Here is a 20,331-nt window from a genome sequence, read left to right as displayed (position 1 = left end):
TGCAACGGGTTGAGCGCGGTGCGGTCAGCATCAACAAGAACGAGACCGAATTCGCCTCAGGGACAGTCAAGGATCGCTACACGTGCGAGGCATACAGCATGTTTGGATGGATACGAAGGGCACTGGCGCACTACGCCAACTCGACCGGGCGCGGTGGCGCCTATAAAAAATTCTGCAACCCCAATGCCCGCGACTGGGGCATCTACATGACCCGCTGGGGCCGGTTCCATTCGGTGGGCAGCAACGTGCACATCAACCCCGGATGCAATGTCACCGACCCTGCGCTGGTGCGCCTGGGCAGCAATGTCGGCTTGTCGGACTGCACGCTGATCGGTCACGACGGCGTGGTCGCCCTGATCGAGATCTGCTACGACAAGCAGCTCGATTCGGTCGGCTGGATCGACATCCGCGACAACTGTTTCATCGGCCACGGCGCGATCGTCATGCCGCGGGTGACCATCGGCCCCGACTCGGTAGTTGCCGCCGGCGCCGTGGTCACCAAGGACGTGGCCCCGGGCACCGTGGTCGGCGGCAACCCGGCCAAATTCATCTGCACCACCGAGGCCCTGATCCAGCGGGTTGAGGAGCGTTGTGCGGCCTACCCGTGGATCGACCTGGTCAAGCAGCGCAAGGGCGCCTACGACCCGGCGCTGGAGCCCAAGCTGGCGGCGGTGCGCCGTGAGTACTTCTTCGGGGACGGCAACCATGGATAGCAAGCCGGTCGATGTGATGGTGGTCAACTTCAACACGGCCGGCTTGCTGCAGCCGATGTTCGACGCGCTGCGCCAGGCCGATGGCGACCGGCTGGCGAGCTACCTGGTGGTGGACAACGCCTCGGCCGACGACTCGCTGGCACGCATGGCCACGGTCTGCCCCGAGGCCACCTTGCTGAGCAACACCCGCAATGTCGGCTTCGGCCGTGCCAACAACCAGTTGCTGGCACACCTGAACGGCAAGTACGCGTTGCTCCTCAACACCGACGCGTTCGTTGCCAGCGACACGCTGGCCAAGACCCTCCAGTACATGGATGAGCACCCCGAATGCGGCGTGCTGGGCGTGCGCCTGGTTGGTCGCGACGGCGACCTGCAGCCATGCTGCCGCTACTTCCCCACGCCGCTCAACGTGTTCGCCAGCCGCACCGGCCTGGGGCGTTTCCTGCCCGGGTTGAAGATGGTCGACGAGATGGACTGGGACCACGGCGCGGTGCGCGAATGCGACTGGCTGCCGGGCTGCTTCTACCTGGTGCGGCGCGAGGTGCTCGACCAGGTGGGGTTGTTCGACCCGCGCTACTTCCTCTACTACGAGGAGGTGGATCACTGTAAACGGGTCAAGGAAGCCGGCTGGAAGGTGGTGTTCTACCCCCATACCACGGTGGTGCACATCGGTGGCGAGAGCTCCAAGTCGGTGGCCGAGCTGGAGGCGGCCAGCCGGCAGATTTCCGCTTACCAGATCGAAAGCGAGCTGTTGTACTTTCGCAAGCACCACGGCATCGCGGGCCTGGCCCTGCACATGCTGCTGGTGTGCCTGGGCGACCTGGTACTGGCCCTCAAGGCCGTGCTCAAGGGCAAGGGGCGCCAGGCGCTCGTCGCCTGCTGGCGGCATTGCCGCACCACCTGGGCATTGCTGTTCGCCACCCGCTTCGCAAGCCAACCCACACGGTAGGTGACGCCATGTTCGAGAATATTCGCGCGGATCTGCGGGCTCATGGTGGCGACTGGGGCGCCCAGGGCTTCTGGGTGCTGCTGGTGTACCGTTTCGGGCGCTGGCGCTACGGGGTGCGCCCGGCGCTGCTGCGCAAGCTGCTGTCGCTGGTCTACAAAGTGCTGTTCAAGCTGGTGCAGATCCTCACCGGGATCGAACTACCCTGCGAAGCCGAGATCGGCCGCAACTTCGTCATCGACCACTTCGGCGGCATCGTCATCAGCGGTTACGCGCGCTTCGGTGACGACTGCCGGATCCGCAACGGCGTGGTGGTGGGGCTGAAGAATGTCAGCGAGCCGATCGCCCCGGTGTTCGGCAACAACGTCGACATCGGCGCCGGGGCCAAGGTGCTGGGCAATATCCGCATCGGCAACAACGTGGTCATCGGCTCCAATGCCGTGGTGCTGGTGGATGTGCCGGACAACTGCCTGGCGGTGGGCGTGCCTGCGGTGGTCAAGGCGCGCAAGAGCGCAGAAGCCATGCCGTGTTCGTGAGTGTGCCGTGGGCCAGCGGGAGGGAGCCATGCTGACGGGAATCGGGGTCGTGGTGATCGGTCGCAACGAGGGGCAGCGCCTGCAACGCTGCCTGGCGTCGCTGGCCGGCAGTGCGCAGTGCATCGTCTATGTCGATTCGGGCTCCACCGATGGTTCGGTGGCCATGGCGCGGCAGCAGGGTGTCGAGGTGCTGGCACTGGACATGACCCGGCCGTTCACTGCTGCGCGGGCCCGTAACGAAGGCTTCACTTGCCTGCAACGCCTGTTGCCGACACTGCGTCATGTTCAGTTCGTCGATGGCGACTGCGAGGTCGTGGCCGGCTGGTTGGCGCAGGCCTGCGCGTTCCTCGACGGGCGGCCGGACGTGGCAGTGGTGTGTGGTCGGCGTCGCGAGCGTTTTCCGCAGCATTCGGTGTACAACCTGCTGTGCGACCTGGAGTGGGATACCCCGGTAGGTGAAGCCCGCGCCTGCGGTGGCGACGCGCTGATGCGCGCCGACGCGTTCAGTGCGGTGGGCGGTTTTCGCGCGGGGCTGATCGCCGGGGAGGAGCCCGAACTGTGCGTGCGCCTGCGTGCCCACGGCTGGAAGATCTGGCGCCTGGCGCAGGAGATGACCTTGCACGACGCCGCCATGACCCGCTTCAGCCAGTGGTGGCGGCGCAGCCTGCGTGCCGGCTATGCCTTCGCCGAAGGCGCCGCTCTGCATGGCGCGCCGCCGGAACGGCACTGGCGCCGCGAATCCCAGCGTGCCTGGCTGTGGGGGCTGGGGGTTCCGCTGGCGGTGGTCGCCGCCTGTGCACTGCTGGGTGGCTGGGGCTTGCTGTTGCTGCTGCTGTATCCGCTGCAGGCCATGCGCCTGGCCCGCCGTGGCGAGCGTTCGGCACGGGAGAACTGGTTGCAGGCGACGTTCCTGGTGCTGGGGAAATTCCCCGAGATGTTCGGCCAACTGCGGTACCTGTTGAACAAGCTCAGCACCGGCAAGACGGTGCTGATCGAGTACAAGTGAGAAGCCCATGGTTTTCAGAACACTGTTCAAGAGTGTGCTTACCTTGCAACCCGGCTACTCGCTGCGGGCGTTGAACAACAAGTTCAAGCTGCTGGTGTGCATCGTCGTGCATTGGGCACGGTTGCGGCCATTCCTCGCGCGCATGAGCGCTGTGCTGGGTGCGGCCGACTTCCAGCGGCTGGGGGTCGACTGCATCGGCATGGTGCAATGGCCGTACCTGCACAAGGACTGGCCGGTGGGCGAGCGGCTGGAGGCAGTGGCGACGCACTACGAAGTGGTGACGACCGATTACCCCGGCCTGTTGCTGTTGGGGCGTGATGAGCAGCGGACGCTGGGCGAGCTGTCGGCGTTCTCGCCTGGCTGCACCCTGGTACTGGACCGGCCGATCTGGTTCAAGCGCGAAGGCGAGCTGGTGCTCAACCTGTTCCAGGCCGACCTGCGCGTGGCCTCGCTGGCCTTCACCCTGCGCCGGACCGAAGCGGGCCTGTGCCTGTTCATCGGCGCCGTGCAGGGCATTCACAAAGGTATCGACAGCGAGCGCTCGCTGGCCATCTACCGCGACCTGACCAAGGACTTCGAAGGGTTGCGCCCGCGCAGCCTGGTGCTCGAGGCGCTCAAGTGCGTGGCCCGCACCGTGGCGGCGGTGCGTATCTACGCCGTGAGCGATGAGCACCGCCATCACCGTCACCCGTACTTCGGGCTCGACAAGGGCCAGGAGCTGGCCGCCAACTACGATGTGATCTGGCAGGAAAGCGGCGCCGTGGTGTCGGACCTCGAGGGCTTCTTCGACATTCCGCTGGCACCGGCGCAGCGTGCGCCTGAGGATATTCCACCGAAGAAACGCGCCATGTACCGCCGGCGCCAGGCGCTGCTCGAAGACCTGTTCGCGCAAGTCGAGGCGGCGCTGCCGGCCAGTGTCGCCCAGCGTCAGTTGCAATTGCATCGCCAACGCCTGGGCCATGCGCTGGCATTGCAGCAGGAGGGCGGGGCGACTGCGAGCCAGTCGCTCTCGGTCAGGGCGAAGGCGTTGCTGCGCCAGATGTTGCGCGAGCCGCGGGCGGACCAGCGCTTTCGTGCCTACATACGCAAGGCAGGGCTGTACCCGACGCTGAGGAAGGCCTGGCGCGAGCTGTTGCGCCAGGGCCCGGGCCTGCTGTGGCGCCCGCCCGATGACAAGCGCCGGCGCCTGCCCCTGGCGCCGCCCGGGGTGGCTGCCAGCACGTTGTTCCCCGGGCGCTTGCTGTTGCTTGGCGAGGGGCGCCTTGATGGGGGGGCGGCGCAACTGTGCCAGCGGCTGCTGGCCCTGGGGCATGCCTGCCACGCCCTGGAGTGGGGTGAAAGCGCCGCGTGCCTTGAGGCCTTGCAGACATGCTCGGTGCTGATCCTGTGCCGGCTGCCAGCCTGCGAGCGGCTGACTCGCTTGCTGGACGAAGCTCGGCGGCTGAAGGTCGAATGCTATTGGTACGCCGACGAGCAGGTCTTCGACCCTGTGCGCTATCGCCAGGGCGCGGACCTCGATGGCCTGTGCGAAGGCATCGTCGGTAAGCTGCTGGCCGCGGTGGCGTTGCACCGGCAGGCCTTGCTCGCCTGCGATGGCGCGATCGCCGCGACACCGGTCTTGGCCGATGCCATGCGCGAGGCCGGCGCCCAGCGCGTCAGTTTGGTCGAACCCGCCACGCATGCCGGCGATGATCGCCAGCTAGCCCAGCTGTTCCCGCCAGTGACAGCTGCACGACCGCGCCGGCTGCTGGCGGCGAACATCTTCTTCGCCCCCCGCAGTTTTGGTGGCGCCACGGTGGTCGCCGAGCAGATGGCACGGCTGCTGGCCAGCACCTCGTCCTGGCAGCAGTTCATCTTCACCTCGCTGCCATCGACCGACACCGCCCCCTATCACTTGCTGCGCTACCAGGCCCAGGACGTCGCGGTGCTTGGCATGGGCCTGCCGGAGCAGCGTTCGGCTGTCGAAGACTTCGAGAACCACGCCACGGTGCCGCTGTTCGAGGCCGTGCTCGAGCAAGTAGCGCCGGACCTGGTGCACCTGCACTCGATCCAGGGGCTGGGCGCGCTGCTGGCCGAAAGCTGCGCGAAGAAAGGCATCCCGTTCGTGGTCACGCTGCATGATGCCTGGTGGATCTGCGGGCGCCAGTTCATGATCGACAACCACGGTGAGTATTGCGGGCAAACCCGCATCGACACGCACGTGTGCGCCGCCTGCGTGGACGATGCCGCGCTCAACGCCCACCGCCAGCAGTCACTGGCCGCGACCCTGCGCAAGGCCAGCCTGTTGCTGGCGCCGAGCCGCTTCGCCAGGGACTTGTACCTGGCCAACGGTTTCGATGCCGCGCGGCTGCGGGTCAACCGTAACGGCATCCTGCCCCCGGCGGCCGATTACCAGCACCAACCAGGGCCATTGCTGCGCTTCGGCTTCGTCGGCGGAAATACCCGGATCAAGGGCATCGACCTGATCACCCGTGCCTTTGCCGGGCTGCCACGCTCGGACTACGAGCTCAAGGTGGTGGACAACCTGTTGCACCTGGGCTTTCGTTCGTTCAATCGGCACAGCGTAAAGATCCCGGGCACCGTGAGCATCATTCCCGGCTATACCCAGGACAACCTCGACGCGTTCTTCGCCGGCATCGACGTGCTGCTGTTCCCCACCCAGTGGAAGGAAACCTTCGGCCTGGCCGTGCGCGAGGCGCTGGTGCGCGATGTCTGGGTGATCAGCACCGATGCCGGCGGCACGGTCGAGGACATCGTCGACGGCGTGAACGGCACCATCATTCCGCTGAGTTCGGACCCGCGCTACCTGCGCCAGGCGCTGGCCGACGTGCTCGAGCACCAGGAACGCTTCAGGCAACACCACAACCGGTTCAAGGGCAACATCACCTTGTGCAGCGACCAGGCCCTGGAACTCGAGGGCCTCTATGGCGAAGCACTGCAGGCGGGGGCATGGGCATACAGCCGACCGGCAGCGAGCAATAGCCTGGAGTAGCGGGCTCAGGTCAAACATTTCGTGGGTGGGGGATCCAGCTTTCCATGCGCATTGCCTATTTCATCAATCAGTACCCCAAGGTCAGCCACAGCTTCATTCGCCGGGAAATCCTCGCGCTGGAGCGCCAGGGCCTGGAGATCCGGCGAATTGCCTTGCGCGGCTGGGATGCCGAGCTGCAGGACGACGAGGATCTTGAGGAGCGGAGCAAGACCCGCTATGTGCTGCAAGGCGGCGTGAAGGCGCTGCTGCGGCCCGTGTGGCAGGTGTTGCGCGCGCAACCGAAACGGTTTTTCAGCACCCTGTGCCTGGCCCTGCGCCTGGGCCGGCGAGCCGATCGGCCATGGCCTTATCACCTGGTCTACCTGGCCGAGGCCTGCCAATTGCTGTTGTGGTTGCAAGAGGACGGCGTCAGTCATGTGCACGCACATTTCGGCACCAACTCCACCGAAGTGGTGATGCTGGCCAGCGCCCTGGGTGGGCCGGCCTACAGCTTTACCGTGCATGGCCCGGAGGAGTTCGACAAACCGCAGTTCCTGCATGTGGGCGAGAAGGTCCGCCACGCGGCGTTCGTCAACGCCGTCAGCTCGTACGGGCGCAGCCAGTTGTTTCGTTGGGTGGCGCACGAACACTGGGACAAGGTGCGGGTGGTGCACTGTGGCCTGGAGCGCAGTTTCCATGACGTGCCGGCCGTGGCGGCTCCCGCGGCGCCACGGCTGGTGTGCGTCGGGCGGCTGTGCGAGCAGAAGGGCCAGCTGCTGCTGCTCGAAGCCGCGCGCCTGCTCGCGGCGCAGGGTGTGGCGTTCGAGCTGGTGCTGGCCGGCGATGGCGAAATGCGCGCGCAGCTCGAAGCACTGATCGCTCGGCATGGGTTGCAGGCGCAGGTGCGTATCACCGGGTGGATCAGTAGCGCCCAGGTCCGCGAGGAAATTCTCGCCGCCCGGGCCCTGGTGCTGCCGAGCTTCGCCGAGGGCCTGCCGGTGGTGATCATGGAGGCCATGGCCCTGCGTCGCCCGGTACTGACCACCTATGTCGCGGGCATCCCCGAACTGGTGCGCCCAGGGGAGAACGGCTGGCTGTTCCCGGCCGGCGCGGTGCAGGAGTTGGCCGCGGCCATGGCCGACTGCCTGGCGCAACCCCCCGAGGTGTTGCAGCGCATGGGCGAGGCGGCCTATCAGCGGGTGCTGGAGCGCCATGACATCGACACCGAGGCGGCCAGGTTGGCCGGCTATTTCAGGGCATCGGCATGAGCGGCTTGCTGGCTTGGCTGTTGAGCGCGGTGGCGCTGGTGATCCTGCTGCCGGTGTTGGTGCTGTTCGTCCAGGTACTGATGGCCTGCCTGCCGGCGCGCCCGCCTGCCCTGAGCAACGGGCCACGGGCGCGGGTGGCGGTGCTGGTACCGGCGCACGACGAGGCTTCGGGCATCGCTGCCACGCTTGACGACATCATCCCGCAATTGCTGGACGACGACCGGCTGCTGGTGGTGGCGGACAACTGCAGCGACGATACCGCGGCACTGGCCCGCGCGGCAGGCGCCGAGGTGGTCGAGCGCCAGCATGCACAGCTGCGTGGCAAGAGCTACGCCGTCGATTTTGGCGTGCGTCATCTGGCGATCAACCCACCGCACGTGGTCATCGTCATCGATGCCGACTGCCAGGTGGGCGAGGGCGCCATCGATCGCCTGGCGCGTTGTTGCACTGCGACGGCGCGGCCGGTGCAGGCGCTGTACCTGATGCGCGCACCGGTGGGCGCCGGGCTCAAGTTGCAGATTGCCGAATTCGCCTGGCGGGTGAAGAACCTGGTACGCCCGCGAGGGTGGGCGCGGTTGGGCCTGCCGTGCCAGCTGATGGGCTCGGGCATGGCGTTCGCCTGGCGCGACCTGGCCCGGGTCGACGTGGCCAGCGGGCACCTGGCCGAGGACCTGAAGCTGGGGCTGGACCTGTGCCGTGACGGCAAGCCGCCGGTGTTCTGCGAGGCGGCGCTGATCAGCAGCCAGTTCCCCAGCAGCGACGAAGGCCAGGCCGCCCAGCGCACGCGTTGGGAACATGGCCACCTCGGTGTATTGCTGGCCGACGCCCCCAAGCTGCTGTTGAGCGCGCTCGTGCGGCGCAAAGGCAAGCTGCTGGCCATGGCCCTGGACTTGCTGGTGCCGCCGCTGGCGTTGCTGGTACTGGTGCTGGCGGGGTTCTGCGCGGTTGCCTGGTTGGCCGCCGCGCTGCTGGGCCTGTGGTTTGCCGCTCTGGTGGCCACGCTGGCCGTGGTGCTGCTGGGTAGCGCGGTGCTGCTGGCCTGGTGGCGTTTCTGCCGCGAGCGCCTGCCGTTCGCGGTGTTGTTGTATGCCCCGTGCTACGCAGCGAAGAAGGTCCCCCTGTACCTGGGGTTCCTGATCCGCCGCCAGGTCGAATGGGTGCGCTCGAAACGGGATGACAGCTGATGGACGATCACCCTTGGCAACGACGCTGGACCGCCGTCATCGATCGCCTGCAGGTTATCGAGCAGCCGACCCAGGAGCAGGCGTTGCTCGAGGCGCTGACGACGCCGCGGCAAGCCACTGTGCTGGCCTTCGTCAACGCCCACGCGATGAACCTGGTGGCGGCCAATGACGGCTTCCACAAGGCGCTGGTCGCCGCCGACGTGGTGCTGCGCGATGGTTCGGGCATGGCGATCCTGTTCCGTCGGTTGGGCCTGGAGCCCGGGCTGAACATGAACGGCACGGATTTCATTCCCCGCCTGCTGGCCGCGTATGCGGGACGCCGGGTCGCCCTGTGGGGCACCCGTGATCCGGCCCTGGCACAGGCGGCGCAGCATTGTGAGAGGCGCTTCGGCGTGCGCCTGGTGTCGTTGCACGATGGCTTCGCCGAACTGGACCACTACCTCGCCTTGGCCGCTGAATACCAGCCGGAGCTGATCGTGCTGGGTATGGGCATGCCCAAGCAGGAGGCGCTCGCCGCTCGCCTGGCCGACGTCGCCGGGCCGTGCCTTATCGTCTGCGGCGGGGCGATCCTCGACTTCCTTGGCGGCCGGGTGGCGCGGGCGCCGCAGTGGGTCCGCCGGCTGGGCGCGGAATGGCTGTTCCGCCTGATCAAGGAACCCAGGCGCCTGTTCGTGCGCTACGTGCTGGGCAACCCGTCGTTCCTGCTGCGCACCCTGATGTATCGGAAAAAGACTGCCGCGGCGCGCCCGGGCATGGTCGACGACGAGCCCTGAAATGGCAGGGTGCTGCTACAGTGATATCAATCGCCACGCAAACATAACAACAAGACGGGCGACTCGCCGCACTGATCCCGTGAAGCACACCATGGCCTCGGGGTCGACCAACCTGGGGGATCTTGCCGCATGCTGGGGCCGACATTCTTCTCGCGCATTCGCACCATTGGCCGGGCAGTTGCGTCCCGGGCCCGACACGTTCAGCACTTCAGCGACCCCTGCCCTTGAGCCAAGCGGTCCGCGCACCTGTTGTGCCGCCTGATGCAACGGCGTCAGCCACGTTCATATCGTTGAGGCCTGACAATGATTTTCGAACCCAGAAGCAGTCGCCCCGTGCTCCAGCGTCGGAGCAACGTCAGCAACGCCATCCAGGCCGGCCTGGATGGTATCGCCGTGACCGGCGTCGCCTGGTACCTGATCTACGAGCAATTCGGCTACATCACCTCCGACTACGTGATCATGCTGCTGCTGCTGATTGGCGCACTGGCGGTGATCTACGACCACTACGCGATCTACCGCACCAACGTCGGGCTGACGGTCAAGGCCTTCCGGCTGTTCAAGGCCTGGTCGGCGACCTTCTGCTTCCTGGTAGTCATGGCCTTCCTGACTAAACAGAGCGAGGCCTATTCGCGGTTGCTGGTGGCGCAGCTGTTCGTCATCGGCTACTTCGTGCAGCTGTTCCTGCACATTGCCATGCGTGAAGTGCAAAAGCGTTTCATGGCCCATGCCCATCGCATGGAAAACGCCTTGATCATCGGCAATGGCGAGCTGGCCGACTTTCTCTACCGCAAGATCAGCAACAACCCCTGGTTCGGCGAGCGCGTGGTGGGCTGCGTGCTGTTCGATGAACAGGATGTGCGTCAGGCCACGGATGATCCGCAGGGGCCTCCGGTGCTCGGGCATGTGCGCGACCTGGAGACCCTCGTCGCGCAAAACGCCATCCGCTCGGTGTACCTGGTGACGCCGTTGGGCGGCTCGGAGGTGATCAACGACATCTACCTCAAGCTGCTGGAAAAATGCATCGCAGTGAACTGGGTGCCGGATATTTTCTCGCTGCGCCTGATCAACCACAGCGTGCGCGAGATCGCCGGGATTCCCGTGCTGACCTTGTCGGAAACGCCGTTGACCGGCATGAGCCTGTTCCTCAAGAACATCGAGGACCGGGTGCTGGCGGCCGTCATCTTGCTGTGCATCTCGCCGGTGCTGCTGGTCATCGCCTTGGTCATCAAGTTCGACAGCCCAGGGCCGGTATTCTTCCGCCAGGAGCGCACCGGCTGGACCGGCGAATCGTTCCGCATCTGGAAGTTCAGGAGCATGCACGTGCATCAGCCCGAGGCGGGCAAGATCCAGCAGGCGCAGAAGAACGACCCGCGTCTGACCCGGATCGGTGGCTTCATTCGCCGCACCAGCCTGGATGAGCTGCCGCAGCTGTTCAATGTGCTGACCGGGGAGATGTCGTTGGTGGGGCCGCGCCCGCACGCGTTGCAGCACGATACCGTGTACTCCCAGGATATCGTCGACTACTTCGCCCGCCACAACATCAAGCCGGGCATGACCGGGCTGGCCCAGGTGCGGGGTTTCCGTGGCGAGACCAAGGATATCGCGCAGATGATCCAGCGGGTGAACTCCGACATCGAGTACATCAACAACTGGTCGTTGTGGCTCGACTTCGTGATCCTGGTGCGCACGCTCAATGCCTTCACCGGCAAGCACGCCTACTGAGCCGCCACTGGCCGATGGATGGCCCGACCATCGGCCACGCATCTTCCTACAGGGCACTACACTTGCTGGGCGATGGCGAGTGGCCTGCATCGGGCAGGCGACGCCAATCACGGACGAGTGGCCTAGCCGGTGCTGCCCCGCGTTAAGGGTCGGCAGGGTCCTGCAGGGAGACGCAGGTCGATGGGCATCAAACGCATGGGCAAGGTTCGCGCGCCGGTCATGGCCCGCGACCTGCCAAAACATCGCAGTGAATTGCAAGGGGCGGTCGAAGGGCTGCTGGCCAGCCCGTTGTTCGTCAAGTCGCGCCGGCTGGGCAGCCTGCTCAGCTACCTGGCCCAGCGCAGCCAGCAAGAGGGCGTGGGCATTCCCAGTGAATACGATATCGGCATCGCGGTGTTTCGCCGCGATCCTGCCGTGTATTGCACCGGGGACGACCCGGTGGTGCGGGTGCAGGTCGGTCGCCTGCGGCGCAAGCTCGCCACCTACTACGCCACCCTTGGGGCGCATGAGCCGTTGCGCCTGAGTGTTCCGGCGGGGGGCTACAAGCTGTGTTGCGAACGCCATGGCGCACCGTTGGCGGATGGTCGGCCGGCGATATTGTGCGTGCGGCCATTCAGTTGCCTGACCACGCTGGGTGGGGCGTTTGCGCGCGGGCTGGGCGAGGAATTGTGCGACCTGCTGTTCCATGGCTTCGAGCGGGCCTCGGTGCGGGTACGCCTGCCGCGCGGTGCACCTGTCGGGCGGGACCATGAACACGGCTATCTGCTGGAGGGGAGTGTGCGTGCCGAGGTCAATCGGGTGCGGGTGGCGGTGCGCCTGGTGGACGTGGAGGCCGGCGGTCTGCTCTGGTCGGCGCACTTCGACCGAGGCGGGCCATTGCTGATCGCCTTGGAGCAGGAGCTGGCCGAAGCCATCGCCGACTGCGTGATCGCGCAGTTCATTCAGCACAACCGCTGATGCCGCCGGGGCGAACCCCGGCGGCCACGGCTCAGGACGGGATGATCCACTTCTGGTCTTTGTATTCGTAGGTGGCGCTGTTGCTGAAAGTCAGGTCGATCTCCTGGGCGTTGGAGCGCGCGGTGCTGAACATGGTGCTGGTCTCGACGTCCTGCTGGAACCAGACCAGTACGGTTTCTTTGGGGGTGAGGGTGGCACTGCCCAGGGCGACCGAATTCTCGGCCACGTAGATCGGCGTGCTCACCTGGCTGCCGTCGATGCCAGTGGACAGCTGGTTGACCCCAGGGTGGATCGAGCCGTAGTTGTTGAGCATGGTGATCGACGTGTCCGGCCCACCCGTGGAAGGTGCACCCAGCACGCCGGCCTTGTCGAGGGTCGCCTGCTGACCGAGGCCGATCGTGACGATATTGGTGGAAGCATCCACGGTCACGTTGTCCTCGAAGCGGTTGGTGCCGAACAGTTGGTATTGAGGGGTCCAGCTGAAGGTGTTGGTGACCAGGAATTTGTCGTATGACTGCCAGACCACGTTGTAGGCCGCATCGCCCACTTTTTTGGCGAAACAAAGCTTGTAGTTGTTGGCTTTGAGGAATTGCAGGTCGCTGGTGGCAACCTTGATGGTCACCTGCTTGGTGGCGGCGGCGGCGACGGTGCCAAGCAGCCTGGCGTAGTGATCCTGGCTCAGGGCCTGGGTGTTGCCAAGCAGCGATTTGACTGCCTTTTGCACCTGCTCCTGGTGCTGCTGGGCGACGGCGAGCTGTTGTTTGCTTGCGGCATTCGAATTGCTCATGGTGTCCCTCTGTCCTTGTTGAGTGATGACGGTCGATGGCGGCTTGGCGCATCGACCTGGCCACTCTAGGCCCGGTGGGAGAGGGCGCGAAGTATCGCGGCGTTACAGCTGGGCAGGGACGCGCCGCGATCCCCTGTGGGAGCGGCTTTAGCCGCGAAGCAGGCGACGCGGTGGATGGGCACCGGCTCTGCCGGTGTTCGCGGCTAAAGCCGCTCCCATAGCAACCTCATTGAATCAGAGACTTACGCTTTGTTCCTTGAGCGCCGGCTTGCCGGCGAATGTCGTGGCACACCTGTTCCAGGCCAGCACAGGCCCTTGCCGTAACAGGGCGTATCAGTTGGCGTGATACTTGTTCAGTCACCGGCCAGCGCCAGCGGGTGCAGTGCCCGGAACCCTTGCGCCTCTTCCACCAGCCAGTCATGCACGGCGCGGGCGCCCGGTTGGCTCAGGCCACCGGGCGGGTAGAGCAGCACATAGCGCTTGTGGTTGGCGATCGGCACCCCGAACGGCACGATCAGTGCCCCTCGCTCCAGTTCGTCATTGAGCAGGGTGCGCCGGGCAATGGCCACGCCGATACCGGCAATCGCCGCCTCGATGGTCAGGTGGTTGCGGTTGAAGGTATGGCCGCGGCGCACGTCGAGCCCGGCGGCGCCGATGCCGTCCAGGTAGAACTCCCACTCGGCGTACTCCGAGCTGCCGCGCCAGGCGGTGATATCGTGCAGCAGCGGGTAGTGCACAAGGTCGGCCGGGCCGTGCAGCGGTGGGCGGCCGCGCAGCAGGGCAGGGGAGCAGACCGGGAAGATCTGTTCGTCCAGCAGCGGCGTGGAGAGCATGCCCGGGTAGCTGCCGTCGTTGAGGTCGATGGCCAAGTCGAAGTCCTCCGGGTGCAGCGCCTGGTTGCTGTCCTCGGCCACCAGGCGCAGCTCGATGTCGGGGTAGCGCTGCTGGAAGCGCGGCAGGCGCGGGGTCAGCCACTTGGCCAGGAACGAAGGGATTGAGCGCAGGCGCAGGGTGCCGCGAATTTCGCCGGCGTCCAGGCGCAGCAGCTCGGCTTCGATGCTGCCGTAGGCCTCGGCCACGGTCTGCGCCAGGCGCTGGCCCTCGGCCGACAGCTCCACACCCCGGGCGCGGCGCAGGAACAGACGATAGCCCAGGCGCTCCTCGAGCTGGCGCATCTGTTGGCTGACTGCGCCGGGGGTGATATGCAGTTCCTCGGCACAGCGGGTGAACGACAGGTGCCGGGCGGCGCAGGCGAACACATGCAGCCAGACATACACCTGGCCATTGAGCGGTCCTTTCATTGTTTAGTTCTGCTAAAGGCTTGTGTAGGAATTTTCGTTGGTCATCTAGACAACTGCGCGTCAGTATCGCGCAACTTGGCAAGACCCTTCAATTTTTCCACGGAGCCGTGGCGCAGCGTAAACAGTTGCCACGGTCAGGCATTAGCATGGCTATCAGTGTTTTCGACCTTTTCAAGATTGGCATCGGCCCGTCCAGCTCCCACACCGTCGGCCCCATGCGCGCCGCGGCGACCTTCGCCCAGGCTCTGCGCGAGCGTGGTTTGCTGGCCGCGGTGGTGCGGGTCGAGGTGCGCTTGTACGGTTCGCTGTCGGCCACCGGTGTCGGCCATGCCACCGACCGCGCCTGCCTGCTTGGCCTGATGGGCCAGTGGCCGGACCGCATCGACCCGCACAGCATCGAGCCGCGTATCGACCAGTTGATGCAGGAGCAGTGCCTGATGCTCGATGGCAGCCACCCGGTCGAATTCCACTACACCCGTGACATGCGCCTGCTCGACGAGAACCTGGCGTACCACCCCAACGCCATGACCCTCGAAAGCTTCGATGCGCAGGGCAGCCAGTTCAGCCAGACCTACTACTCGGTCGGCGGCGGCTTCATCGTCGAGGAGGGCGAGATCGACGCGCCAGCCGGCGGTGCCAACGAGGTCGCGCTGCCCTATGAGTTCTCCAGCGGCGCCGAACTGCTGGCCCTGTGCAAGCAGCACAACCTGAGCGTTGGCCAACTGATGCTGGCCAACGAATGCGCCTGGCGCCCGGAAGCCGAGGTGCGCGAGGGCCTGTTGAAGATCTGGGCGGCGATGCGCGAGTGCGTCGACAATGGCCTGCGCAACGAAGGCATCCTGCCAGGTGGGCTGAAGGTCAAGCGCCGTGCTGCGCGCCTGCACCGCAGCCTGCAGGAAGTCGGCAAACCGAACGTGATTGGCTCGACCCTCAGCGCCATGGAATGGGTCAACCTGTTCGCCCTGGCGGTCAACGAAGAAAACGCCGCTGGCGGGCGCATGGTCACCGCCCCCACCAATGGTGCAGCGGGGATCATCCCGGCGGTGTTGCACTACTACATGAAGTTCAACCCCGGTGCCTGTGACGACGATGTGGTGGCGTTCCTGCTCGCTGCTGCTGCAGTAGGCATCCTGTGCAAGAAGAACGCGTCGATCTCCGGTGCCGAGGTTGGCTGCCAGGGCGAGGTGGGCTCGGCTTGCTCGATGGCCGCCGCTGGCCTGGCCGAAGTGCTCGGCGCCACCGCGCCGCAACTGGAGAACGCTGCCGAGATCGCCCTGGAGCACAACCTGGGGCTGACCTGCGACCCGGTCGGTGGCCTGGTGCAGGTGCCATGCATCGAGCGCAACGCCATCGCTGCGGTGAAGGCGATCAACGCCGTGCAGATGGCCCTGCGCGGCGACGGCGAACACTTCATCTCCCTCGATCGGGTGATCCGCACGATGCGCGACACCGGCGCCGACATGCACGCCAACTACAAGGAAACCTCGCGCGGCGGCCTGGCCGTGGCCTTTGTCGAGTGCTGATTCAACCTGCGGGGGCCGGCTTGCGCGAGCCCCTGTAGGAGCGGCCTTGCCGGGGCGCCTGACCGGTCGGAAAGGGGCGCGCAGCGCCCCCAGGATCCCGTTTACACCTCAAGATCGCCGGGGCCGCTCTGCGGCCCATTCGCGACACAAGGCCGCTCCTACAGGGATCGCGCCAGGTCTTTAAATTGTGAGCAAGACAGTTGCTCCCACAGGGGTAGCACCCACACCGCAACACCCGCTGTACCTGCGACAAAAACAACTACAAGGCGATACCCATGACTGATGTACACAGCACCACGAGCATTCGTGCGGATTCGGCTGCCCCGGCTTCGGCCGCAGGCTCGACCACCTGGAACCGTCACGACACCACCTGGGCCCTGGGCCTGTACGGCACCGCCATCGGCGCCGGCACCCTGTTCCTGCCGATCAACGCCGGCGTCGGCGGCTTCTGGCCGCTGCTGATCCTGGCGCTGCTGGCTTTCCCCATGACTTTCTTCGCCCATCGCGCGCTGACCCGCTTCGTGCTGTCCGGGCGCAAGGGCGGCAGCGAAGACATCACCGAGGTGGTGGAAGAGCACTTCGGCGTGGGTGCTGGCAAGCTGATCACCCTGCTGTACTTCTTCGCCATCTTCCCGATCCTGCTGGTGTACAGCGTGGCGCTGACCAACACCCTGACCAGCTTCCTCGAGCATCAACTGCACCTGAACGCACCGCCCCGCGCGCTGCTGGCGCTGCTGCTGATCTGCGGCCTGATGATCATCGTGCGCTGCGGCCAGCAGCTCATCGTCAAGGCCATGAGCGTGCTGGTGTATCCCTTCGTCGCCTCGCTGCTGTTGTTGGCGCTGAGCCTGATCCCCAACTGGAACGGTGCGTTCTTTGCCCAGGCCAATGAAGGCCTCAGCGCCTCGAAGCTGCTGCTGACCCTGTGGCTGGCAATTCCGGTGATGGTGTTCTCGTTCAACCACTCGCCGATCATCTCGGCCTTCGCCGTCGACCAGAAGCACCGCTACGGCCCTGACGCCGACCGCAAGAGCGGCCGCACCCTGGCCACCGCCCATGTGATGATGGTGCTGACGGTGATGTTCTTCTGCTTCAGCTGCGTGCTGGCCCTGAGCCCTGAAAACCTGGCCGAGGCCAAGGCGCAGAACATCTCGATCCTGTCGTACCTGGCCAACCACTTCCAGACGCCGGTGATCGCCTTCGTCGCCCCGCTGATCGCCCTGGTGGCGATCACCAAGTCGTTCCTCGGCCACTACATCGGTGCCAGCGAAGGCTTCCAGGGGATGATCGTCAAGAGCCTGCGCGGGCGTGGCAAGGTGTGGCCGGCCAAGCGCCTGGAGCGTGCCACGGCGCTGTTCATGGTGGTGACCTGCTGGGCGGTGGCCACGCTCAACCCGAGCATCCTGGGGCTGATCGAAGGCTTGGGTGGCCCGGTGATCGCCTGCCTGCTGTTCCTCATGCCGATGTACGCGGTGCACAAGGTGCCGGCGCTGCGCCAGTATTCGGGGCGCCTGTCCAATGTGTTCGTGGTGTTGATCGGCTTGATCACCCTTTCGGCGATCGGCTACAGCTTCTTCGCCTGATTCCGCGCTTTTGAACGAAAAAGGCCGCTGCCCGTGAGGATCAGCGGCCTTTTTGCGTGAAGGGGGATTGGCTACTTGGCCTTCTGACGCAGCGACACGAAGCTGCGGCGCATGTCGCTGGCCCAGCCGTCGAGCACCGGCTTCACATCGGCGAGGGTAAGTTTCTGCTTGTCGTTTTCCAGCTCCTTGCCGCTGCCTTTGCGCACCACCTGGGCCAGCACCTTCTGGTTGGCGCCATCGAGGAACGCCGCTTCGACGGCGATATCGACATCCTGGTCGCGCCCACCGGCGGCTGTATTGACGGCCGCGGCAACCAGCGCGATGGGGATCACCTCATAAGGCCTGAGCCCTTCGTTGCTGGTGGACACCGCGGTAATGGCCGGGCGTACCACGATGGTGCCGGGCCCGGGTTCCTTGACCAGGGTCAGCACGCTGCCCAGTTCACGGCGCATGGCCTCGTTGAAGTAACGGGTGATCTCTTGCAGGGTCTGCGCCGAGATCACCTCGGTCGGCTGTGGCTTGGGGTAGAACTGGCTGGGCTCGATGAACACCTTGGTGTACTGGCTGGCCTTGACGTCCGGGTCGATCCAGCGCATCACCGGCGCGCCGGAGACGCTTTCGGCCGGCTTCAGGCGGCTGTAGTCCTTGAGAAAGCCGGAGTAGTCCTTGGGGTCGACGCGGTTGCTGGTGCAGGCGACTAGGGCAAGCAGGGCGGCGCACAGCAGGGTGGCGCGAGGCAGTTGCTTCATGACGGCAGGGTCCGTGTGGGGGTGGCCTGAACAACGCTAGCAAATGATTGGCGCAAGGCCAGTAGCGTCCTGGCGCTGGATGGCGGATTCCCACCTTGCTACCTGAATCAGCCGACTGTTCATCTTTGTTCAGTGCTGGAAAAGTATGCCCTTTACGGGTATGTTTCGGGGTGTTGAACATGGACGTCTACAAGCGCAAGGAATTCGCCCGCTGGCAGGGCAGGGAGCAGGTGCCCGACAGCTTGTTGTGCCAGGCCGTCACGGAAATGCGATGTGGATTGGTAGGGGTCAGCCTTGGTGGCGGCCTGTTCAAGAAGCGTATCGCCGGTTTCAATTGTGGGAAACGAGGCGGATACCGGACCTTGCTGTCCGCCTGCATTGGCAATCGGTATGTGTTTCTGCACGGCTTTAAAAAGAACGACATGGGCAATATCACGCCGAGCGAGCAGAAGGCGCTGCAGTTCGTCGGCAAGGTCTTTCTCGAATTGTCACCCCGCGCACTGGCCGAAGCCCTTGGCTGTGGCGCATTGATGGAGGTCCATTGTGACCAGCAAACTCATTGAATCGTTGCGCGAGGATCTTCGTGCCCTGGAACAGGCGGGGGCGATCGGCAAGGTCACCCTGCGCGAGTTCGACGCCATCTGCCCGCCACCGGTGCGGGCGTTCAGCCCCCAGGACATCAAGCGGCTGCGTGAAACGCTGAATTTCAGCCAGCCAGTGTTCGCCCTGCACCTGCATACCAGTGCCTCGACGGTACGCAAGTGGGAGCAGGGCGAAACGCGTCCGGCGGGGCCGGCCTTGAAACTGCTCAACATCATCGCCGACAAGGGGCTGCAAGCCATCCTCTGAGCGTGGGAGCGGGCTTGCCCCGCGATTGCAGCGCTGCGGTAAATGGCACGGGCTACGCCCGTGTTCGCGGGCAAGCCCGCTCCTACAACAGCCTGCGCAATGCAGTTGCTTCCACGCTATGCGCTAAGCGTTGAGTGATCGGCCACCGCATCGGCCCAGCCCACTAACCCAACGCTTCGCGCAACCGATACCACAACATCCCCAACGCCAGCAGCGGCGAGCGCAGCGCCTTGCCGCCGGGGAAGGTCAGGTGCGGCACCGCGCTGAACACGTCGAAACCGTAGCTGGCCTGGGTGGCGATGGCTTCGGCCAGCAGCTTGGCGGTCCAGTGGGTGGTGTTCAGGCCATGCCCGGAGTAGCCCTGGGCATAGAACACGTTGGGGTGCTGGCTAAGCCTGCCGACTTGCGGGAAGCGGTTGGCGGTGATCCCGATCATGCCACCCCACTGGTAGTCCAGGCGCACGTCGGCCAGCTGCGGGAACACCTTGAGCACCTTGGGCCGCATGTACGCGCCGATATCCTTCGGGTCGCGCCCGGAGTAGTGGCAGGCGCCGCCGAACAGCAGGCGGCGGTCGGCGGTCAGGCGGTAGTAGTCCAGGCCAACCTTCTGGTCGCACAGTGCCATGTTCTGCGGGATCAGCGACCGGGCAAGCGGTTCGGGCAACGGCTCGGTAGCCACCACGTAACTGCCCGCGGGCAACACCTTGCCGCTCAGGCGCGGTTCCAGTTCGTCCAGGTGGGCGTTGCAGCCGAGCACCAGGCTCTGTGCGCGCACCTTGCCGCGCGCGGTGTGCAGGGTCACGGTGCTGCCGTGCTCGATGCGCAGCACCGGGCTCTGCTCGAAGATCTTCACCCCCAGGCCATGGGCGGCGCGGGCTTCGCCTTGCACCAGGTCGAGCGGGTGCAGGTGCCCCGAGCCCATGTCCACCAGGCCGCCGGCATACAGGTCGCTGGCGACGATTTCGTGCATGCGCTCGGGGGCGATCAGGCGCGTCTCGTGGCGGTAGCCAAGCTCGGCGAGGTCGCGCTGTTCGTCTTCGAAGGCGGCGAACTGCGCTGGAGTGTTGGCCAATTCGCAAAANCCCCAGCGCAGGTCGCAGTCGATGCCGTACTGCTCGATGCGCCGGGCCACCAGCGCCACCGAGTCGATGCCGGCCTGCTTGAGGTAGCGCACGCCATCCTGGCCGACGTGCCGGGCGAAGCCCGAGACGTCATGGCCGATGCCGCGGATCAGTTGGCCGCCGTTGCGCCCGCTGGCGCCCCAGCCGATACGGCGGCCCTCCAGCAGGATCACCGAGAGCCCGCGTTCGGCCAGTTCCAGCGCGGCATTGACCCCGGTCAGGCCGCCGCCGACCACGCACACGTCGGCTTGCAGGTCCTGGTCGAGCACGGGGTAGGGCGCCGCCTGGCGCGCCGTGGCGGCGTAGTAGGAGGCGGTGTGTTCATTCATGTGTGGCATGGGT

Annotated in this window: 18 protein-coding genes and 1 pseudogene; 15 read left to right on the top strand and 4 right to left on the bottom strand. The window is 65.6% G+C overall.

Annotated elements, in window-relative coordinates; translation table 11 throughout:
- Nucleotides 1–98: 98 nt before the first annotated feature.
- From IX761_RS06850 to IX761_RS06805, 11 genes and pseudogenes are all read left to right on the top strand, one after another.
- On the top strand, nucleotides 99–713 hold the full coding sequence (locus tag IX761_RS06850) for an acyltransferase (RefSeq protein ID WP_194788852.1): 615 nt from the start codon (nucleotides 99–101) through the stop codon (nucleotides 711–713).
- Nucleotides 706–1,662, top strand: coding sequence for a glycosyltransferase family 2 protein (locus IX761_RS06845; protein WP_194788851.1), 957 nt, complete (start codon nucleotides 706–708; stop codon nucleotides 1,660–1,662). Before IX761_RS06850 ends, IX761_RS06845 begins: the two co-directional genes overlap by 8 nt.
- An 8-nt stretch (nucleotides 1,663–1,670) precedes the next feature.
- The gene (locus IX761_RS06840; protein ID WP_194788850.1) at nucleotides 1,671–2,195 is read left to right on the top strand and encodes a serine O-acetyltransferase; all 525 of its coding nucleotides are present in this window, start codon (nucleotides 1,671–1,673) and stop codon (nucleotides 2,193–2,195) included.
- Nucleotides 2,196–2,223: 28 nt separating this feature from the next.
- Nucleotides 2,224–3,201 carry a glycosyltransferase family 2 protein gene (locus IX761_RS06835; protein ID WP_194788849.1) on the top strand — a complete coding sequence of 326 codons (978 nt, stop codon included), beginning with the start codon at nucleotides 2,224–2,226 and terminating at the stop codon, nucleotides 3,199–3,201.
- 7 nt (nucleotides 3,202–3,208) lie between these two features.
- Nucleotides 3,209–4,117 (top strand): annotated as a pseudogene (locus IX761_RS27085) (VirK/YbjX family protein); the annotation flags it as partial.
- A 123-nt stretch (nucleotides 4,118–4,240) separates the two neighbouring features.
- Nucleotides 4,241–6,193, top strand: coding sequence for a glycosyltransferase family 4 protein (locus tag IX761_RS27080; protein WP_323744562.1), 1,953 nt, complete (start codon nucleotides 4,241–4,243; stop codon nucleotides 6,191–6,193).
- A gap of 44 nt (nucleotides 6,194–6,237) precedes the next feature.
- Complete coding sequence (locus IX761_RS06825) at nucleotides 6,238–7,440, top strand: glycosyltransferase (protein WP_194788847.1); 1,203 nt, start codon at nucleotides 6,238–6,240, stop codon at nucleotides 7,438–7,440.
- On the top strand, nucleotides 7,437–8,624 hold the full coding sequence (locus IX761_RS06820) for a glycosyltransferase family 2 protein (RefSeq protein WP_194788846.1): 1,188 nt from the start codon (nucleotides 7,437–7,439) through the stop codon (nucleotides 8,622–8,624). The genes IX761_RS06825 and IX761_RS06820 overlap by 4 nt, the downstream gene beginning before the upstream one ends.
- Nucleotides 8,624–9,397, top strand: coding sequence for a WecB/TagA/CpsF family glycosyltransferase (locus IX761_RS06815; RefSeq protein WP_194788845.1), 774 nt, complete (start codon nucleotides 8,624–8,626; stop codon nucleotides 9,395–9,397). The genes IX761_RS06820 and IX761_RS06815 overlap by 1 nt, the downstream gene beginning before the upstream one ends.
- Before the next feature lie 303 nt (nucleotides 9,398–9,700).
- Nucleotides 9,701–11,119, top strand: coding sequence for an undecaprenyl-phosphate glucose phosphotransferase (locus IX761_RS06810; protein WP_194788844.1), 1,419 nt, complete (start codon nucleotides 9,701–9,703; stop codon nucleotides 11,117–11,119).
- Between the two features lie 180 nt (nucleotides 11,120–11,299).
- Complete coding sequence (locus IX761_RS06805; protein ID WP_228533295.1) at nucleotides 11,300–12,076, top strand: hypothetical protein; 777 nt, start codon at nucleotides 11,300–11,302, stop codon at nucleotides 12,074–12,076.
- A 31-nt stretch (nucleotides 12,077–12,107) separates the two neighbouring features.
- Here IX761_RS06805 and IX761_RS06800 read toward each other — a convergent pair whose 3' ends face one another.
- Both IX761_RS06800 and IX761_RS06795 read right to left on the bottom strand, forming a co-directional pair.
- A complete protein-coding gene (locus IX761_RS06800) occupies nucleotides 12,108–12,863 on the bottom strand; it encodes a hypothetical protein (RefSeq protein WP_194788843.1) in 756 nt (251 codons plus the stop codon).
- A 353-nt stretch (nucleotides 12,864–13,216) separates the two neighbouring features.
- Nucleotides 13,217–14,164: a LysR substrate-binding domain-containing protein gene (locus IX761_RS06795; RefSeq protein WP_194788842.1), complete on the bottom strand. Its 948-nt coding sequence runs from the start codon at nucleotides 14,162–14,164 to the stop codon at nucleotides 13,217–13,219.
- Between the two features lie 146 nt (nucleotides 14,165–14,310).
- Here IX761_RS06795 and IX761_RS06790 point away from each other — a divergent pair, with 146 nt between their 5' ends.
- Together IX761_RS06790 and IX761_RS06785 are read left to right on the top strand one after the other, a co-directional pair.
- Nucleotides 14,311–15,687 carry an L-serine ammonia-lyase gene (locus IX761_RS06790; protein ID WP_194788841.1) on the top strand — a complete coding sequence of 459 codons (1,377 nt, stop codon included), beginning with the start codon at nucleotides 14,311–14,313 and terminating at the stop codon, nucleotides 15,685–15,687.
- Nucleotides 15,688–15,962: 275 nt separating this feature from the next.
- Entirely contained in the window at nucleotides 15,963–17,270 is a 1,308-nt protein-coding gene (locus tag IX761_RS06785) for a serine/threonine transporter (protein WP_194788840.1), read from the top strand.
- Between the two features lie 71 nt (nucleotides 17,271–17,341).
- Here the strand turns inward: IX761_RS06785 and IX761_RS06780 are convergent, their stop codons facing one another.
- Nucleotides 17,342–18,019 (bottom strand): DUF3313 domain-containing protein, encoded by a 678-nt coding sequence (locus tag IX761_RS06780; protein ID WP_194788839.1) that lies wholly within the window; start codon nucleotides 18,017–18,019, stop codon nucleotides 17,342–17,344.
- Between the two features lie 179 nt (nucleotides 18,020–18,198).
- Here IX761_RS06780 and IX761_RS06775 point away from each other — a divergent pair, with 179 nt between their 5' ends.
- Both IX761_RS06775 and IX761_RS06770 read left to right on the top strand, forming a co-directional pair.
- Nucleotides 18,199–18,582, top strand: coding sequence for a type II toxin-antitoxin system RelE/ParE family toxin (locus tag IX761_RS06775; RefSeq protein ID WP_194788838.1), 384 nt, complete (start codon nucleotides 18,199–18,201; stop codon nucleotides 18,580–18,582).
- A complete protein-coding gene (locus IX761_RS06770) occupies nucleotides 18,563–18,868 on the top strand; it encodes a helix-turn-helix domain-containing protein (protein WP_194788837.1) in 306 nt (101 codons plus the stop codon). Before IX761_RS06775 ends, IX761_RS06770 begins: the two co-directional genes overlap by 20 nt.
- Nucleotides 18,869–19,031: 163 nt before the next feature.
- Here the strand turns inward: IX761_RS06770 and IX761_RS06765 are convergent, their stop codons facing one another.
- Nucleotides 19,032–20,327 carry an NAD(P)/FAD-dependent oxidoreductase gene (locus IX761_RS06765; RefSeq protein WP_194788836.1) on the bottom strand — a complete coding sequence of 432 codons (1,296 nt, stop codon included), beginning with the start codon at nucleotides 20,325–20,327 and terminating at the stop codon, nucleotides 19,032–19,034.
- Nucleotides 20,328–20,331: the final 4 nt, after the last annotated feature.

It is taken from the genome of Pseudomonas sp. UFMG81, from assembly GCF_015354575.1.
Taxonomy (GTDB): Bacteria; Pseudomonadota; Gammaproteobacteria; order Pseudomonadales; family Pseudomonadaceae; genus Aquipseudomonas.
This window is presented reverse-complemented; position numbering and strand designations above follow the sequence as displayed.

Coding starts and splice junctions, on each gene's coding strand:
- IX761_RS06790 (WP_194788841.1), top strand. CDS start 14,311: ATGGCTATCAGTGTTTTCGACCTTTTCAAGATTGGCATCGGCCCGTCC.
- IX761_RS06795 (WP_194788842.1), bottom strand. CDS start 14,164: ATGAAAGGACCGCTCAATGGCCAGGTGTATGTCTGGCTGCATGTGTTC.
- IX761_RS06835 (WP_194788849.1), top strand. CDS start 2,224: ATGCTGACGGGAATCGGGGTCGTGGTGATCGGTCGCAACGAGGGGCAG.
- IX761_RS06850 (WP_194788852.1), top strand. CDS start 99: ATGTTTGGATGGATACGAAGGGCACTGGCGCACTACGCCAACTCGACC.
- IX761_RS06825 (WP_194788847.1), top strand. CDS start 6,238: ATGCGCATTGCCTATTTCATCAATCAGTACCCCAAGGTCAGCCACAGC.
- IX761_RS06815 (WP_194788845.1), top strand. CDS start 8,624: ATGGACGATCACCCTTGGCAACGACGCTGGACCGCCGTCATCGATCGC.
- IX761_RS06785 (WP_194788840.1), top strand. CDS start 15,963: ATGACTGATGTACACAGCACCACGAGCATTCGTGCGGATTCGGCTGCC.
- IX761_RS06800 (WP_194788843.1), bottom strand. CDS start 12,863: ATGAGCAATTCGAATGCCGCAAGCAAACAACAGCTCGCCGTCGCCCAG.
- IX761_RS06780 (WP_194788839.1), bottom strand. CDS start 18,019: ATGAAGCAACTGCCTCGCGCCACCCTGCTGTGCGCCGCCCTGCTTGCC.
- IX761_RS06845 (WP_194788851.1), top strand. CDS start 706: ATGGATAGCAAGCCGGTCGATGTGATGGTGGTCAACTTCAACACGGCC.
- IX761_RS06810 (WP_194788844.1), top strand. CDS start 9,701: ATGATTTTCGAACCCAGAAGCAGTCGCCCCGTGCTCCAGCGTCGGAGC.
- IX761_RS06775 (WP_194788838.1), top strand. CDS start 18,199: ATGGACGTCTACAAGCGCAAGGAATTCGCCCGCTGGCAGGGCAGGGAG.
- IX761_RS27080 (WP_323744562.1), top strand. CDS start 4,241: ATGTTGCGCGAGCCGCGGGCGGACCAGCGCTTTCGTGCCTACATACGC.
- IX761_RS06820 (WP_194788846.1), top strand. CDS start 7,437: ATGAGCGGCTTGCTGGCTTGGCTGTTGAGCGCGGTGGCGCTGGTGATC.
- IX761_RS06840 (WP_194788850.1), top strand. CDS start 1,671: ATGTTCGAGAATATTCGCGCGGATCTGCGGGCTCATGGTGGCGACTGG.
- IX761_RS06805 (WP_228533295.1), top strand. CDS start 11,300: ATGGGCATCAAACGCATGGGCAAGGTTCGCGCGCCGGTCATGGCCCGC.